Source organism: Streptomyces sp. NPDC023838, from assembly GCF_040639555.1.
In the GTDB taxonomy this organism is placed as follows: domain Bacteria; phylum Actinomycetota; class Actinomycetes; order Streptomycetales; family Streptomycetaceae; genus Streptomyces.
The window spans coordinates 216,291-231,765 of sequence record NZ_JBFAAD010000008.1; the positions used below are offsets into that span (position 1 = coordinate 216,291).

Consider the following 15,475-nt stretch of genomic DNA (forward strand, 5'->3'; position numbering starts at 1 on the left):
CAGTGGCGCCCGCGTTCAACTCCCCCTCGGAACGCCGGTGCCGACAGGAGGACCCAGTGCAGGACACCACCACCCTCGACCCGGCCCGGCTGGGCGCGATGGACGTGCGGGAAGCCACTCGGCTGCTGAAGGACATGCGGGCGGCCGCCCTCGCCGGACTGCCCTCCAGAGTCTCGCCGCGCGCGGAGATCGACGCGTCCTGGCGCCGGGTGCTCGGCCACGGCGTGGACCCGGACGGCGCCGGCCACGTCCGGCTGCTGCCGCTGGAGGAGGTGGAGCGGCGCCGCCAGTCCTCGCCGCTCAGGGAGGTGCTGCCGGTGCTGCGGGAGGCGCTGGTGTCGGTCGCGGACGCCGCGCAGCACATCATGGTCGTCTCCGACGCCGACGGAAAGCTGCTGTGGCGCGAGGGCCACGCCTCCGTCCTCAGAAAGGCCGACGCGCTGGGGTTCGCGGTCGGGGCCGACTGGAGCGAGGGCGCGGTGGGGACCAACGGGGTGGGCACCCCGCTGATCACCGGCCGCCCGATGCAGGTGTACTCCGCCGAGCACTTCGTCTCCACCCACCACGCCTGGACGTGTGCGGGCGCGCCGATCGTGGACCCGCGCGACGGGCGGCTGCTCGGCGTGGTGGACGTGAGCGGTCCGCTGTCGACGATGCACCCGGCGACCCTTTCGTTCGTCACGTCCGTCTCGCGCCTGGCCGAGGCCGAGCTGCGCACCCGCCATCTCGCCGCCGTGGAGCGGCTGCGGACGGTGGCGGCTCCCGTGCTGTGCCGGGTCGGCGGCCGGGCGCTCGCGGTGGACACCAACGGCTGGACGGCGGCGGTGACCGGCATGCCGCCGGTGGACCGGCTGCCGCTGCCCAAGTCGTTCCGGGCGGGCCGCGTCTGGCTGCCCTCGCTCGGCATGTGCGCGGTCGAGCCGCTGCCGGGCGGCTGGCTGGTGCAGGTGGTGGGCGACGGGGGCCGGGACGCGGCCGCGAGACCGACGCGGGTGGTGCTGGACCTGAGCCGCCCGCGCCGCTCGTCGGTGACGGTCGCGGGGGACGCGGGCAGCTGGGCGCAGGAGCTCAGCCCGCGCCACGCCGAGCTCCTCTACGTCCTGGCCCTGCACCGCGCCGGGCGCACGGCCGCGCAGCTGGCCCACGACATCTTCGAGGACCCGACGCGTACGGTGACGGTACGGGCGGAGATGTCCCGGCTGCGGCGCCACCTCGCCGAGGTGCTGGACCACCGGCCGTACCGGTTCGCGGAGGACGTGGAGGTCGAGGTGATCCGGCCGGACCGCCCGGCGGACCTGCTCCCCCACTCGACGGCCCCGGCGGTGCGCGGGGCGCGCCCGCATCCGCACTGAGCGGCGGCGTTCCGGCCCCGGCTTGGGTCCGGGGCCCACTCCATGATTCTGTGACCTGCATGAACCTCGCCGAAGTCACCACCTGGTCCCTGGAGCAGACGTCCCCGGCGGACCTGCGCCCCGCCGCCGAGCCCACGGGCGACATCCGGATCGTCCGCGCGGCGGTGCCCTCGCCCGAGTTCAGCCGCTTCCTCTATACGGCGGTGGGCGGCGACATCCGCTGGATCGACCGTCTGTCGTGGTCGTACGCGCAGTGGCAGGAGTTCCTGGCCAAGCCGGGCGTGGAGACGTGGGTGGCGTACGAGAACGGCACCCCGGCCGGGTACGTCGAGCTCGACGCGCAGGACGAGGGCGCGGTGGAGATCGTCTACTTCGGCCTGGTCCCGGCGTTCCGGGGCCGCCGCATCGGCGGCCGCCTCCTGTCGTACGGCATCGCCCGCGCCTGGGACCTGGCCGACCGCTGGCCGGACCGCCCGACGACGAAGCGGGTGTGGCTGCACACGTGCTCGCTGGACGGGGAGCACGCGATGGACAACTACCTGCGGCGCGGGTTCCGGCTCTTCGACACGAAGGTGACGCAGGAGGCGGAGGTGGAGGCGCCGGGGCCGTGGCCCGGGGCGTACTAGGGCCTGGTTCAGGTGCCGCTGGGCTCCCAGCGGTTCAGGTGCTCGCGGACGAAGCGGCGCAGGGGGGCGCGCGCGGCTTCGGCCCGGGCGGTGAGCACGTACCCCCGCAGCGCGAGTGCGGCGCAGGTTCCCAGGACGGCCGGGGCGACCGCGACGGCCGGGCCGGCTCCGAGCCAGTCGCGCCAGGCGACGACGGCGAAGAAGCACGCGACGGGCAGCACGGCAAACCCCATGAGCTCGTCCGCGAGGAACAGACCCCACCCGCCGACGATGACGAACAGGGCCGCCCAGTCGAGCCACAGGGGCCCCCACGGCTGCCTGCCGACGACCGCCTCGACCAGCCGCCCGAGGGCACACAGGGAGACCACCGCGGCGAGGGCGAGCTGGAGCGCGTGGTGCCAGCTGTCGGCGTAGTAGTAATCGGGCTGCTCGACGGGGTCGTTGACCCGTTCCCAGGCGGCGACGGAGTTGGACCGGTCGAAGAGCAACCTGGCGACGTCCGGCGCGATCGCGGGCGGAATCAGCTGGTACATCCGCATGCGTGCGGCCCAGCTGGCCGCCTCCCACAGCGCGCTGCCGGGCGGGGCTTCCCGGTGCACCAGGCTCAGCGCCACCACGATGCGCGGATCCACCTCCACCCCGGGCGGCGGCTCCGCCCCGTCACGGAGGATCGCCACCGCGATCATGCTCACCCGCCGGACGAGGGGATCCTCCGGCCCGAGCGCGAACGGCTGCCAGACCCACATGTAGTCGGGCTCGCGCACCCGCTGCGGCGTCTGTCCCAGCGCCTCCTCGATCCCCCGGTCCCGCAGCAGGTCCCCCAGGTAGAACGCGACCTCCCCCGTCGAGTCCAGCAGGAAGGCCGAGAGCGCCACCGCCGAACGCGGGGTCCGGATCTCCCACAGCGCCCGCAGCGCCTCCCGCCGCCCCCGCAGGGCGGCCGTCCGCAGCGCGGGGACCGCCAGGTCGCCCATGGACACGAGAGCCGGTGCGGCCGCCGGGACCGCGGGCAGCAGCTCGGCGAGACGCTCCGCGGCCCTGGGCAGATTGGTCGCGGCGAGCGCGGCCACGGCCGCTGCCTGGCGTTCGACGTCACGCCCGTCGGCCGCGAGCGTCGAGAGGATCGCGAACACCGCGTCGCCCCGCGCCCGCCGGTCCCCCGCCACCACCCCGAACGCCCCGATCACCGCCTGCCGGTCCACGCCCGTCTCGCGGCCCAGGCGGTCCCGGAACATGGACACGATCTCGTCGGCCAGCGCCTCGTCCACCACTTGCGCGTCCGCCAGGCACTGGAAAGCGAGCACCGGGTCGCGTGCCAGGACCGCCCGTACGACCTGCGTACAGTCGCGCGGCTCCGCGCCGCACCACAGGCGTACCGTCTCGCGCCACGCCGCCGGGTCGCGGTGGTAGCCCGCGAGCAGCCGGGCCGGGTCGGCCGCCAGGCGCGTGGCAGCCAGGTACTCCTGGAGCGTGAGGTGCGCGAACTGGTAGCGCTCCCCGCTGTCCACGGCCAGCAGCAGCCCGCTGCGCTCGACGATCTCCTCCAGGACCTCCTGGGCCCGGTCCTCCGGGCGGCCCTGCTCGGCCAGCGCGGCCCGTAGGTGCCGCAGCACCTCCCGCTCCGGCAGCGCCAGGCGGTCGTGGACGTCCGAAGGGATGTCCTGTGCGGCCAGGGCCAGGTGCTGCAGGACCGCTTTCTTCACGGGGTGCGAGAAGCGCGCGTCCCGCTGGCGGTCGCCGAGCATGCTGTCGGTGACCTGCTTGTAGAAGTCGGCGCGGGTGTGCGGGAGCGCCTGGTCGGTGCCCGCGTACACATGGCTGTACAGGTACGCGATCATCGTCAGGAGCAGGGGGTTGCGGGCCAGCGGCATCAGCTGCGGGGTGTCGCGCAGGGCGCCCAGCAGTTGCTCGACCGTGTCGGGCGGCAGGTGCTGGGGCCAGGGCCAGCCGTGCAGGAAGCGGCGCACCAGGCGCTCGTCGAACTCTTGGACCCGCAGGGTGCGGTCGACGTCCTCGTTGAACTCGCCCCGGTAGACGGCGATCCGGCAGGTGATCACCGCCCGGCACTTGGCGTACGTCCGCATGAACTGGCGGATGGCGTCCGCGACCTCCTTGCGCCGGGCCGCCGGCACCTCGTCCAGGCCGTCGAAGTACACGGCGAGGCGGCCCTCCGCGAGAGCCCGGTCGGTCCACTTCCCGGCGCCCGGGAAGTCATGGTCCGCGAAGTGTTTCACGATGTGGTCACGGAGATCCTTCTTCTCCAGGTTCACCTCGTGCAGCTTCAGCAGTACGGGTACGTCGACGAGCTCCCCCGGCTCCGCCCTCGGCGGGCGGCGGAGCCCGTACCAGGCGCGGCGCGGCGGCCCGTCCGGTCGGTAGCGCTCACGGCACCAGGCGAGGACGGTGTGTCGCAGGAGCATCGTCTTGCCCGCGCCGGGCACACCGAGGACCACGGCGCGGCGGGCCTCGTGCAGCGACGCCGCCGCCTCGCTCTGCTCCGCGCCCGCTCCGAAGCCGGACGCGGTGCGCAGCGGGACGTACACCGACGCCATGTCCATGGCCTGCGGGTCGTCGACCCGGAAGGAGACGGAGAAGCGCTCGTGGCGCTCGTGGACGCGGACGATGTAGCGGCGCAGCGCCGTGCGGGCGAGCAGGGCGCTGCCCGCGAGCCGGTCGTAGAGGAGGGCGGCGGCCTTGTCGACGAGCGACTTGAACCAGTCCTTCAGCTTGAGGACCAGCACCCCGGCGGCGAAGGCCGCGACGGCCGGGCCCCATGTCTGCGGCTGACTCCACACGAGCGTGCCCCCTCACCCCTGGCGCCTCCCCGGCACAAGGCAGAATAGGAGCGGCACCGGCCCCGCGTCCGGCGTACGCCAGAGGTGACCCGCACCACACCGTCCCACTATTCGGGACATTGTTGTCCACACTTTGGATAGTGGTGGACTGCCCCAAGACGCGCGTGACACGCTTCCGTCATGTCCGGAACTGGAATTGCCTTGGTGAGTCGACGACACGTCGACCTGGGCCGCATGTCCAGCGCCATCTGTCCGGCCCGCTGAGAGACCCCAGCACCGCCGCCCCCAGCTTCTTTCACCGTACTTGCGCACCGCCGCGCCCTCAGCGCGAGTGTGCAGGTCAGAGCCGCCCTCCTGCAGTCCCGAAGGACGTATCCCCATGGCCGCCACCCCAGACAAGCCCGCCTCCGCCGCACCCCGCCGCAAGCCGGGGCGCCACCGTGGTGAAGGCCAGTGGGCCGTCGGTCACTTCACGCCGCTCAACGGGAACGAGCAGTTCAAGAAGGACGACGACGGTCTCAATGTGCGGACACGTATTGAGACGATTTACTCCAAGCGCGGATTCGACTCCATCGACCCCAACGACCTGCGCGGACGCATGCGCTGGTGGGGGCTGTACACCCAGCGCAAGCCCGGGATCGACGGCGGCAAGACCGCGATCCTGGAGCCGGAGGAGCTGGACGACAAGTACTTCATGCTGCGGGTCCGGATCGACGGCGGACGGCTGACGACCCAGCAGCTGCGCGTGATCGGGGAGATCTCGCAGGAGTTCGCGCGCGGCAGCGCCGACATCACCGACCGGCAGAACATCCAGCTGCACTGGATCCGCATCGAGGACGTGCCGGAGATCTGGAACAGGCTGGAGGCCGTCGGGCTGTCCACGACGGAGGCCTGTGGCGACTGCCCGCGCGTCGTCATCGGCTCGCCGGTCGCCGGCATCGCCGAGGACGAGATCGTCGACGGCACCTGGGCCATCGACGAGATCCACGAGCGCTACATCGGCAGCAAGGAATTCTCCAACCTGCCCCGCAAGTTCAAGACGGCGATCTCCGGCTCCCCGCTCCTCGACGTCGTGCACGAGATCAACGACGTCGCGTTCGTCGGCGTCGAGCACCCCGAGCACGGCCCCGGCTTCGACCTGTGGGTCGGCGGCGGACTGTCCACCAACCCGAAGCTCGGCGTCCGGCTCGGCGCCTGGGTCCCGCTGGAGGAGGTCCCCGACGTCTGGGCGGGCGTGATCGGCATCTTCCGCGACTACGGCTACCGGCGCCTGCGCACCCGCGCCCGGCTGAAGTTCCTGGTCGCCGACTGGGGCCCGGAGAAGTTCCGCCAGGTGCTGGAGGACGAGTACCTCCAGCGCAAGCTGGTCGACGGCCCCGCGCCCGCCGAGCCCTCTCAGCGCTGGCGCGACCACGTCGGTGTGCACCGCCAGCAGGACGGCCGTTTCTACGTCGGCTTCGCCCCGCGCGTCGGCCGCGTCGACGGCGCCACGCTGACGAAGATCGCCGAGGTCGCGGAGGCCCACGGCTCGGGCCGGGTCCGCACCACGGTCGAGCAGAAGATGATCGTCCTCGACGTCGAGGAGGCGCAGGTCGAGCCGCTGGTCGAGGCCCTGGAGGCGCTGGACCTGACCGCGAAGCCGTCGCCGTTCCGGCGCGGCACCATGGCCTGCACCGGCATCGAGTACTGCAAGCTGGCGATCGTCGAGACCAAGGCGCGCGGCGCGGCGCTCATCGACGAACTGGAGCGCCGCATCCCGGACTTCGACGAGCCGATCACCATCAACCTCAACGGCTGCCCGAACGCCTGCGCCCGTATCCAGGTCGCGGACATCGGCCTCAAGGGCCAGCTCGTCCTGAACGACGAGGGCGAGCAGGTCGAGGGCTACCAGGTGCACCTGGGCGGCGCGCTCGGCCTGGAGGCGGGCTTCGGTCGCAAGGTCCGCGGTCTGAAGGTCACCTCGGCCGAGCTGCCGGACTACGTGGAGCGGGTCCTCAAGCGCTTCGAGGCCGAGCGCGAGACCGGCGAGCGCTTCGCCGCCTGGGCGGCCCGTGCCTCCGAGGAGGCGCTGTCGTGAGCGAGCGTGCGGCTCCCTTCCACTGCCCCTACTGCGGCGACGAGGACCTGCGTCCCCACGAGCAGGGCCACGGGGCCTGGGAATGCGCGGCGTGCAACCGGGCCTTCCAGTTGAAGTTCCTCGGGCTGCTGTCCCGGGGACTTCAGCGAGCCGACACCGGAGGGGACCAGCGGATATGACGACGACTCAGGAACAGCGGACGAGCGTGGAGTTGAAGGCTCTGGCCGAGCGGGCCGGCCGCGACCTGGAGGACGCCTCCGCCCTGGAGATCCTCCAATGGGCGGTGGACACCTTCGGCGAGCGGTTCTGCGTGACCTCCTCCATGGAGGACGCGGTGGTCGCCCATCTCGCGTCCCGCGTCCGCGAGGGCGTGGACGTGGTGTTCCTCGACACCGGCTACCACTTCCCCGAGACCATCGGTACCCGGGACGCGGTGGCCGAGGTGATGGACGTCAACGTCATCACGCTCACCCCGCGGCAGACCGTGGCCGAGCAGGACGCCGAGTACGGCCCGAGGCTGCACGACCGCGACCCGGACCTGTGCTGTGCGCTGCGCAAGGTCAAGCCGCTGGAAGAGGGCTTGGCCGAGTACTCCGCGTGGGCGACCGGCCTGCGCCGCGACGAGTCCCCGACCCGGGCGGACACGCCCGTGGTCGGCTGGGACGAGAAGCGGCAGAAGGTCAAGGTCTCCCCGATCGCCCGCTGGACGCAGGAGGACGTGGACGCGTACGTGGCGGAGCACGGCGTGATCACCAACCTGCTGCTCATGGACGGCTATCCGTCCATCGGCTGCGCGCCCTGCACCCGCCGCGTGGCGGAGGGCGAGGACGCGCGGGCCGGCCGCTGGGCCGGGCGCAACAAGACCGAGTGCGGGCTGCACGGCTGATGACCAACACCCAGGAGAACCACGTGAGCGGGGCCACCACCGGAGCCACCATCTGGCTCACCGGGCTGCCCAGCGCGGGCAAAACCACCATCGCGTACGAGCTGGCGGGCCGGCTGCGCGCGGACGGCCACCGGGTCGAGGTGCTCGACGGCGACGAGATCCGCGAGTTCCTCTCGGCCGGGCTCGGCTTCAGCCGCGAGGACCGGCACACCAATGTGCAGCGGATCGGCTTCGTCGCCGAACTGCTCGCCTCCAACGGCGTCAAGGCGCTGGTGCCGGTGATCGCCCCGTACGCCGACAGCCGCGACGCGGTACGCAAGCGCCATGAGTCCGAGGGCACCGCCTATCTGGAGGTGCACGTCGCCACCCCGGTGGAGGTCTGCTCCGTACGCGATGTGAAGGGCCTGTACGCCAAGCAGGCGGCGGGCGAGATCTCCGGTCTCACCGGGGTCGACGACCCGTACGAGGAGCCCCAGGCGCCGGACCTTCGGATCGAGTCGCACACCCAGTCCGTCACGGAGTCGGCCTCGGCCCTGCACGCACTGCTCACCGAGAGGGGTCTCGCATGACGACGACCGCCGCCGCCCTGACCGAGGGCACCGACAGCCCGTACGCGCTCAGCCACCTCGACGCCCTGGAGTCCGAGGCGGTGCACATCTTCCGCGAGGTGGCGGGCGAGTTCGAGCGGCCGGTGATCCTCTTCTCCGGCGGCAAGGACTCGATCGTCATGCTGCACCTGGCGCTGAAGGCGTTCGCCCCCGCGGCGGTCCCCTTCACGCTGCTGCACGTCGACACCGGGCACAACTTCCCCGAGGTCCTGGAGTACCGCGACCGGGTGGTCGCCGAGCACGGGCTGCGGCTGCACGTCGCCTCGGTGCAGGAGTACATCGACCGCGGCGTCCTCAAGGAGCGCCCGGACGGCACCCGCAATCCGCTGCAGACCGTGCCGCTGACCGAGGCCATCCAGCAGCACCGCTTCGACGCCGTCTTCGGCGGCGGGCGGCGCGACGAGGAGAAGGCCCGGGCCAAGGAGCGGGTGTTCTCGCTGCGCGACGAGTTCTCGCAGTGGGACCCGCGCCGCCAGCGCCCCGAGCTGTGGCAGCTGTACAACGGCCGGCACGCGCCGGGCGAGCACGTCCGGGTCTTCCCGCTCTCCAACTGGACCGAGCTGGACGTGTGGCAGTACATCGCCCGCGAGGAGATCGACCTGCCGCAGATCTACTTCGCGCACGAGCGCGAGGTGTTCAAGCGGGCCGGCATGTGGCTCACCGCGGGCGACTGGGGCGGCCCCAAGCAGGACGAGACCACCGAGAAGCGTCTGGTCCGCTACCGCACGGTCGGCGACATGTCCTGCACCGGCGCCGTCGACTCCGAAGCGACGACGCTGGACGCCGTGATCGCCGAGATCGCCGCCTCCCGGCTCACCGAGCGGGGCGCGACGCGCGCCGACGACAAGATGTCCGAGGCCGCGATGGAAGACCGCAAGCGCGAGGGGTACTTCTAGAATGTCCACACACGTTGACAATGCTGTGCAGTTCGCGGATCTGTCCGCGACCACCCTGCTGCGCTTCGCGACCGCCGGATCCGTCGACGACGGCAAGTCCACCCTGGTGGGCCGGCTCCTGCACGACTCCAAGTCGGTCCTCACCGACCAGCTGGAGGCGGTCGAGGCGGCCTCCGCCAAGCGCGGCCAGGACGCCCCGGACCTCGCGCTGCTCACCGACGGCCTGCGGGCCGAGCGCGAGCAGGGCATCACCATCGACGTCGCCTACCGCTACTTCGCCACCCCCCGGCGCCGGTTCATCCTGGCCGACACCCCCGGACACGTGCAGTACACCCGGAACATGGTGACCGGCGCCTCCACCGCCGACCTCGCCCTGGTCCTGGTCGACGCCCGCAACGGCGTGGTCGAGCAGACCCGCCGGCACGCCGCGGTCGCCGCCCTGCTGCGCGTGCCGCACGTGGTGCTCGCGGTCAACAAGATGGACCTGGTGGGGTACGAGGAGACGGTCTTCGCGGCGATCGCCGAGGAGTTCACCACGTACGCCGCCGAGCTGGGCGTCCCGGAGATCACCGCGATCCCGATCTCGGCGCTGGCCGGTGACAACGTGGTGGAGCCGTCCGCCCACATGGACTGGTACGGCGGCCCGACCGTCCTGGAGCACCTGGAGACGGTCCCGGTCAGCCACGACCTCACCGGCTGCCACGCCCGGTTGCCCGTGCAGTACGTGATCCGTCCGCAGACCGCCGAGCACCCCGACTACCGGGGCTACGCGGGCCAGATCGCCGCGGGCACCTTCCGCGTCGGGGAGAGCGTGACCGTGCTGCCCTCGGGCCGCATCTCGACGATCTCCGGGATCGACCTGCTGGGCGAGTCCGTGGACGTGGCCTGGACCCCGCAGTCCGTGACGCTGCTCCTCGACGACGACGTCGACATCTCGCGCGGCGATCTGATCGTGCCGAGCGGGGACGCGCCCGCGACCACGCAGGACGTGGAGGCGACGGTCTGCCACGTGGCGGACCAGCCGCTCGCCGTGGGCCACCGCGTGCTGCTCAAGCACGGCACCCGTACGGTCAAGGCGATCGTCAAGGACATCCCGTCCCGCCTCACCCTCGACGACCTGTCGCTGCACCCGCACCCGGGGCAGCTGGTCGCCAACGACATCGGCCGGGTCAAGATCCGTACCGCCGAGCCGCTGCCGCTCGACTCCTACGCCGACTCCCGCCGTACCGGTGCCTTCATCCTGATCGACCCGGCCGACGGCACCACGCTCACCGCGGGCATGGTCGGCGAGTCGTTCGCCTCGCCCGAGCCGGTCAAGGCCGACGTCGACTACGACGGGTGGGACTTCTGACCATGAGCAGCCACGACTTCTACTCCACGTTCGCGAAGGAGGGCGGCCGCGTCGGCAGCGGCGCCCTCGGCAGCGGGCAGGGCGGAGTGGGCCGATGTGCGTGATGACGTACGCGCACCGCTCGCGCGCCCCGCGGCTCGACCCGCACCACCCGCTCCATCCGCACAGACGAAGACCTGCCGACTTCCCGGCCATCTGCCCCGTCCCCAGGGGGAGTTGACCGCCGGGCCAACGAGAGGAACACCTCCCGTGCCTGCCAACCGCACCGCTCTGCGCCGCGGCCTCGTCGCCGCCGCCGCCCTCCCGCTGCTCGCCCTGGCCGCCTGCAGCTACGGGTCACAGAAGGACAAGTCCGACGACGCCCAGAAGGCCGGGGTCGCTTCGGACGCCAAGAAGCTGTCGGCCGACAGCGTGAAGATCGGGTACTTCCCGAACCTCACCCACGCCACCGCGCTGGTCGGCGTCCAGGAAGGCCTGTTCCAGAAGGAGCTGGGCGGCACCCAGGTGAAGACCTCCACCTTCAACGCGGGCCCCTCGGAGATCGAGGCGCTGAACGCCGGGGCGATCGACATCGGCTGGATCGGCCCCTCCCCCTCGATCAACGGCTACACCAAGTCCAAGGGCCAGAGCCTGCGCATCATCGGCGGCTCCGCGTCGGGCGGCGTGAAGCTGGTGGTGAACCCGGACAAGATCAAGTCCCTGGACGACGTCAAGGGCAAGAAGATCGCCACCCCGCAGCTCGGCAACACCCAGGACGTGGCCTTCCTCAACTGGATCTCCGAGAAGGGCTGGAAGGTCGAGGCCCAGAGCGGCAAGGGCGACGTCTCCGTGGTCCGCACCGACAACAAGATCACCCCGGACGCCTACAAGTCCGGCTCCATCGACGGCGCCTGGGTGCCGGAGCCGACCGCGTCCAAGCTGGTCTCGCAGGGCGCGAAGGTCCTCCTCGACGAGGCCGACCTGTGGGCCGACAAGGAGTTCGTGATCACGAACATCATCGTGTCGCAGAAGTTCCTCAAGGCGCACCCGGATGTCGTCGAGGCGGTGCTGCGCGGCTCGGTGAAGACCAACGACTGGATCAAGGCCAACCCGGACAAGGCCAAGGCCTCCGCGAACGCCGCCCTGAAGTCGCTCAGCGGCAAGGCGCTGCCCGCGAACGTCCTGGACCCGGCCTGGCAGTCGATCAAGACCACCGACGACCCGCTGGCCGCCACCCTCGGCATCGAGGCCGACCACGCGGTCAAGGCGGGCCTGCTGAAGAAGCCCGACCTGGAAGGCATCTACGACCTGGCGCCGCTCAACAAGGTCCTGAAGGCCCTGGGCAAGCCCGAGGTCGCCGACGCCGGCTTCGGCGTCAAGTAACCCCGTATCCGCACCAGTTCCCAGGAGGTGACGACCATGGCCACCGCAGTCGTTCAGGCCGAGGAGCGTGCCACGACGGAGTACGCCGCCCGGATCGGGCACGTCTCGAAGTCGTTCGCCGGTCCCGCCGGCCCCCAGCTCGTCCTCGACGACATCACCCTCGACGTCGCGCCGGGCGAGTTCGTCACCCTCCTGGGAGCCTCCGGGTGCGGCAAGTCGACGCTCCTGAACCTGGTGGCGGGGCTGGACAAGCCGACCGCCGGGACGATTGTGACGCCCGGCGGGCGGCCCGCCCTGATGTTCCAGGAGCACGCGCTGTTCCCGTGGCTGACCGCGGGCAAGAACATCGAGCTCGCCCTGCGACTGCGCGGGGTGCCCAAGGCCGAGCGCCGCGACCGCGCCGAGGAGCTGCTCGCACTGGTGCGGCTGACCGGTGCGTACGGCAAGCGGGTGCACGAGCTCTCCGGCGGTATGCGCCAGCGCGTGGCGATGGCCCGCGCGATCGCGCAGGACAGCCAACTGCTGCTGATGGACGAGCCGTTCGCGGCGCTCGACGCCATCACCCGTGACGTACTGCACGACGAGCTGACCCGTATCTGGCGCGAGACGAACCTGTCCGTCCTGTTCGTCACCCACAACGTGCGCGAGGCCGTCCGCCTCGCCCAGCGCGTGGTGCTCCTCTCGTCCCGGCCGGGCCGGGTGGCGCACCAGTGGACCGTGGACATCCCGCATCCGCGCCGCATCGAGGACTCCGACGTCGCGGAGCTCTCCGTAGAGATCACCGAACAACTGCGTGGGGAGATCCGCCGCCATGGCCAGCACTGAGACGTCAGCGGCCGACAAGGCCGACAAGACGCCCGATACCGTCAAGGCCGACAAGGACACCCACGACCTGGCCGGTCTGGAGGCCGGCCTCGACGCGCTGGAGACGGTGCAGAGCGGGCGCACCCCGCTGCGCGAGACCCTGGTCCAGAAGGTCCTGCCGCCGCTGTCGGCGATCGCGCTGGTCCTGGTGGTGTGGCAGGGCCTGGTGTGGGCGAAGGTCACCGACGACACCAAGCTGCCCTCGCCGTCCTCGGTCTGGTCGGGCCTGAAGGAGCTGTGGCTCCAGGGCACCCTGCTCGACATCGTCTGGACCAGCGTCTCGCGCGGGCTGCTCGGCTTCCTGCTCGCGCTGGCGATCGGGACGCCGCTGGGGCTGATCGTGGCCCGGGTGAAGTTCGTCCGCGCCGCCATCGGGCCCATCCTGTCCGGCCTCCAGTCGCTGCCGTCGGTGGCCTGGGTGCCCCCGGCGGTGATCTGGCTCGGCCTGAACAACTCGATGATGTACGCGGTGATCCTGCTGGGCGCGGTGCCCTCGATCGCCAACGGCCTCGTCTCCGGCGTCGACCAGGTCCCGCCGCTGTTCCTGCGCGCGGGCCGCACCCTGGGCGCCACCGGGCTGCGCGGCACCTGGCACATCGTGATGCCCGCCGCCCTGCCCGGCTATCTGGCGGGCCTCAAGCAGGGCTGGGCGTTCTCCTGGCGCTCGCTGATGGCCGCCGAGATCATCGCCTCCTCCCCCGATCTGGGGCTGGGGCTCGGCCAGTTGCTGGAGAACGGCCGCAACAACTCCGACATGCCCGGCGTCTTCCTCGCCATCTTCCTGATCCTGATCGTCGGCATCGCCATCGACCTGATCATCTTCAGCCCGCTGGAGCGCTATGTGCTGCGCAGCCGCGGTCTGCTGGTGAAGAGCTGAGCCACGGTGTACGGACCGGTCCTCCTCGTCATCGCCCACGGCAGCCGCGATCCGCGGCACGCGGCGACCGTGCACGCCCTGGTGCGGCGCGTGCGCGCGCTGCGACCCGGGCTGCGCGTGGAGACCGGCTTCCTGGACTTCAACGCCCCTGCCGTGCCGAGGGTCCTGGAGCGCCTCGCCTTCGAAGGAGTGCGGGACGTGGTGGCGCTGCCACTGTTGCTGACCCGGGCCTTCCACGCCAAGGCCGACATCCCGGCGGTGCTCGCCCAGGCGCCGCCGCAGCTGGACATCCGCCTCGCCGACGTCCTCGGCCCCTCGCCCCTGCTGCTGTCGACGGTGGAGCGACGGCTCCAGGAGGCTCTGTACGAGGCGGGGCTCACCCCCGCCGACAAGCACTCGACCGGGGTCGTCCTGGCCTCGGCGGGCTCCACGGACCCGGAGGCGATCGCAGGGATCGCAGACGTAGCGCGGGAGCTGCGGCACACCGGTTGGTGCGCCGTGCGACCTGCGTTCGCCTCCGCTGTGTCTCCCGGGGGCTACCCCCGTACGGAAGACGCCGTACGGGAGTTGCGGGCGTCCGATGTGCGACGGGTCGCCGTCGCCCCGTACGTCATCGCCCCCGGCTTCCTGCCCGACCGGATCGTCCGGGGCGCGCACGACGCGGACGTGCTGGCCGAGGTGCTGGGCGCGGCCCCGGAGCTGGCCCGGCTGCTGCTCGTACGGTACGAGCAGGCACGGGCGGCGGGACCGGTCGCGCTCACCGCCTGAGCAGGTCCTCGGCGAGCGAGGTGCGGGCGTACTGGACGCTTCGGCCCCGCCGGGACCGGTACAGCAGCCCCGCGTCGTAGAGGACCGACAGGTGCTGGCTCACCGCGCCCGGGGTGATCTCCAGGCGCCGGGCGAGCTCGGTGGTGGTGGCGGGTTCCGCGAGCAGGGTCAGCAGACGGGCGCGGGCCGGGCCGAGGAGGCGGACCAGGGCGCGGTCGTTGACCGGCGGCGGCATCTCGCTGAGCGTTCCCCGGCCGTGCGCCGGGTAGTTGAGGACCGGCGGCAGGCCCGGGTCGACGGTGGAGATGGCTCCGCGGGCGAACGTCGTGGGCATCAGCACCATGCCCCGGCCCGCGACCCGGATGTCGGCCGCGGGCCAGATGTCCGGCGTGGGGTGCTTGAGCCGCACCCGGTCGCCGTGCCAGGTGAGCCGTTTGTCCAGGGCGGGGAAGAGCACGGCCGCGCCCTGCTCGGCCAGCACCCTCGACTGCCGGGCGAGATCGGCCTCCAGGACCGCGCGGGCCCTCGGCCACCAGTCGGGGGCGAGGCATTCGTGCCAGTAGCGGTCGAGCGCGGCGGCGATCCGCTCCAGGAAGGCGGCCGGGTCGACCAGCCCGTCCCGGAGCGCCGGCGGCAGCTCCGCGCAGCCGAAGGTGCGCAGCACGTCCGGCCCGATCGTCTCCAGCGGCGTGGCCCGCAGGTGCGCCAGCTGCTCGGCGAACGTGGACCGCACCTTGAGCGGCCTGGGCGTCAGGAAGTCCGGGATGAAACCGTGCGGGGCGACCAGCCCGGCGAGCAGCTCGGTGTCCTGGCGCTCGTAGAGTGGCCGCAACCGGCGCAGCCAGGGCCGCTGGTGGGGAAAGCGCGACGGGTCCCACCAGCCCCAGAGTGAGAACACCGCCTCCTGGAACGGCGAGTACGCGAACGACGTGCTCGCGAGATCGCCGACGCCGAACCTGAACTCGATCACACCCGGCCCCCGCCGCCCCCGTGGTCCCCGCGCTTTAGCCGGA

At 71.9% G+C, this 15,475-nt stretch carries 15 protein-coding genes; 13 read left to right on the forward strand and 2 right to left on the reverse strand.

Going from position 1 to position 15,475, the window contains the following annotated elements; all coding sequences use genetic code 11:
* The first annotated feature begins 98 nt into the window (after positions 1–98).
* Both AB0G17_RS13595 and AB0G17_RS13600 read left to right on the forward strand, forming a co-directional pair.
* Entirely contained in the window at positions 99–1,352 is a 1,254-nt protein-coding gene (locus AB0G17_RS13595) for a GAF domain-containing protein (protein ID WP_361380628.1), read from the forward strand.
* A 59-nt stretch (positions 1,353–1,411) separates the two neighbouring features.
* Positions 1,412–1,978 (forward strand): GNAT family N-acetyltransferase, encoded by a 567-nt coding sequence (locus AB0G17_RS13600; RefSeq protein ID WP_361380481.1) that lies wholly within the window; start codon positions 1,412–1,414, stop codon positions 1,976–1,978.
* Between the two features lie 8 nt (positions 1,979–1,986).
* On the opposite strand, the gene AB0G17_RS13605 is transcribed toward AB0G17_RS13600, so the two are convergent.
* The gene (locus AB0G17_RS13605; RefSeq protein ID WP_361380484.1) at positions 1,987–4,773 is read right to left on the reverse strand and encodes a hypothetical protein; all 2,787 of its coding nucleotides are present in this window, start codon (positions 4,771–4,773) and stop codon (positions 1,987–1,989) included.
* Positions 4,774–4,953: 180 nt separating this feature from the next.
* On the opposite strand from AB0G17_RS13605, the gene AB0G17_RS13610 reads away from it, so the two are divergent.
* The 11 genes from AB0G17_RS13610 to AB0G17_RS13660 all read left to right on the forward strand — a co-directional run bounded on the left by AB0G17_RS13610 (position 4,954) and on the right by AB0G17_RS13660 (position 14,462).
* Positions 4,954–5,037: a putative leader peptide gene (locus AB0G17_RS13610; protein ID WP_310591794.1), complete on the forward strand. Its 84-nt coding sequence runs from the start codon at positions 4,954–4,956 to the stop codon at positions 5,035–5,037.
* A 115-nt stretch (positions 5,038–5,152) separates the two neighbouring features.
* On the forward strand, positions 5,153–6,850 hold the full coding sequence (locus AB0G17_RS13615) for a nitrite/sulfite reductase (RefSeq protein WP_361380487.1): 1,698 nt from the start codon (positions 5,153–5,155) through the stop codon (positions 6,848–6,850).
* Positions 6,847–7,029, forward strand: a complete 183-nt coding sequence (locus tag AB0G17_RS13620) for a hypothetical protein (protein WP_361380490.1) — start codon at positions 6,847–6,849, stop codon at positions 7,027–7,029. Before AB0G17_RS13615 ends, AB0G17_RS13620 begins: the two co-directional genes overlap by 4 nt.
* A complete protein-coding gene (locus tag AB0G17_RS13625) occupies positions 7,026–7,736 on the forward strand; it encodes a phosphoadenylyl-sulfate reductase (RefSeq protein ID WP_361380493.1) in 711 nt (236 codons plus the stop codon). The genes AB0G17_RS13620 and AB0G17_RS13625 overlap by 4 nt, the downstream gene beginning before the upstream one ends.
* A complete protein-coding gene (gene cysC / locus AB0G17_RS13630; protein ID WP_361380496.1) occupies positions 7,736–8,305 on the forward strand; it encodes an adenylyl-sulfate kinase in 570 nt (189 codons plus the stop codon). The genes AB0G17_RS13625 and cysC overlap by 1 nt, the downstream gene beginning before the upstream one ends.
* Positions 8,302–9,240 carry a sulfate adenylyltransferase subunit CysD gene (cysD, locus tag AB0G17_RS13635; protein WP_361380498.1) on the forward strand — a complete coding sequence of 313 codons (939 nt, stop codon included), beginning with the start codon at positions 8,302–8,304 and terminating at the stop codon, positions 9,238–9,240. The genes cysC and cysD overlap by 4 nt, the downstream gene beginning before the upstream one ends.
* Position 9,241: 1 nt before the next feature.
* Positions 9,242–10,591, forward strand: coding sequence for a GTP-binding protein (locus AB0G17_RS13640; RefSeq protein WP_361380501.1), 1,350 nt, complete (start codon positions 9,242–9,244; stop codon positions 10,589–10,591).
* A gap of 249 nt (positions 10,592–10,840) precedes the next feature.
* Positions 10,841–11,953 (forward strand): aliphatic sulfonate ABC transporter substrate-binding protein, encoded by a 1,113-nt coding sequence (locus AB0G17_RS13645; protein WP_361380504.1) that lies wholly within the window; start codon positions 10,841–10,843, stop codon positions 11,951–11,953.
* Between the two features lie 36 nt (positions 11,954–11,989).
* Positions 11,990–12,778, forward strand: coding sequence for an ABC transporter ATP-binding protein (locus AB0G17_RS13650; RefSeq protein ID WP_361380507.1), 789 nt, complete (start codon positions 11,990–11,992; stop codon positions 12,776–12,778).
* Positions 12,765–13,694: an ABC transporter permease gene (locus AB0G17_RS13655; RefSeq protein ID WP_361380510.1), complete on the forward strand. Its 930-nt coding sequence runs from the start codon at positions 12,765–12,767 to the stop codon at positions 13,692–13,694. The genes AB0G17_RS13650 and AB0G17_RS13655 overlap by 14 nt, the downstream gene beginning before the upstream one ends.
* 6 nt (positions 13,695–13,700) lie before the next feature.
* Positions 13,701–14,462 (forward strand): sirohydrochlorin chelatase, encoded by a 762-nt coding sequence (locus tag AB0G17_RS13660; RefSeq protein WP_361380514.1) that lies wholly within the window; start codon positions 13,701–13,703, stop codon positions 14,460–14,462.
* Here AB0G17_RS13660 and AB0G17_RS13665 read toward each other — a convergent pair.
* Positions 14,452–15,432, reverse strand: a complete 981-nt coding sequence (locus AB0G17_RS13665) for a helix-turn-helix domain-containing protein (protein WP_361380517.1) — start codon at positions 15,430–15,432, stop codon at positions 14,452–14,454. The genes AB0G17_RS13660 and AB0G17_RS13665 overlap by 11 nt on opposite strands.
* Positions 15,433–15,475: the final 43 nt, after the last annotated feature.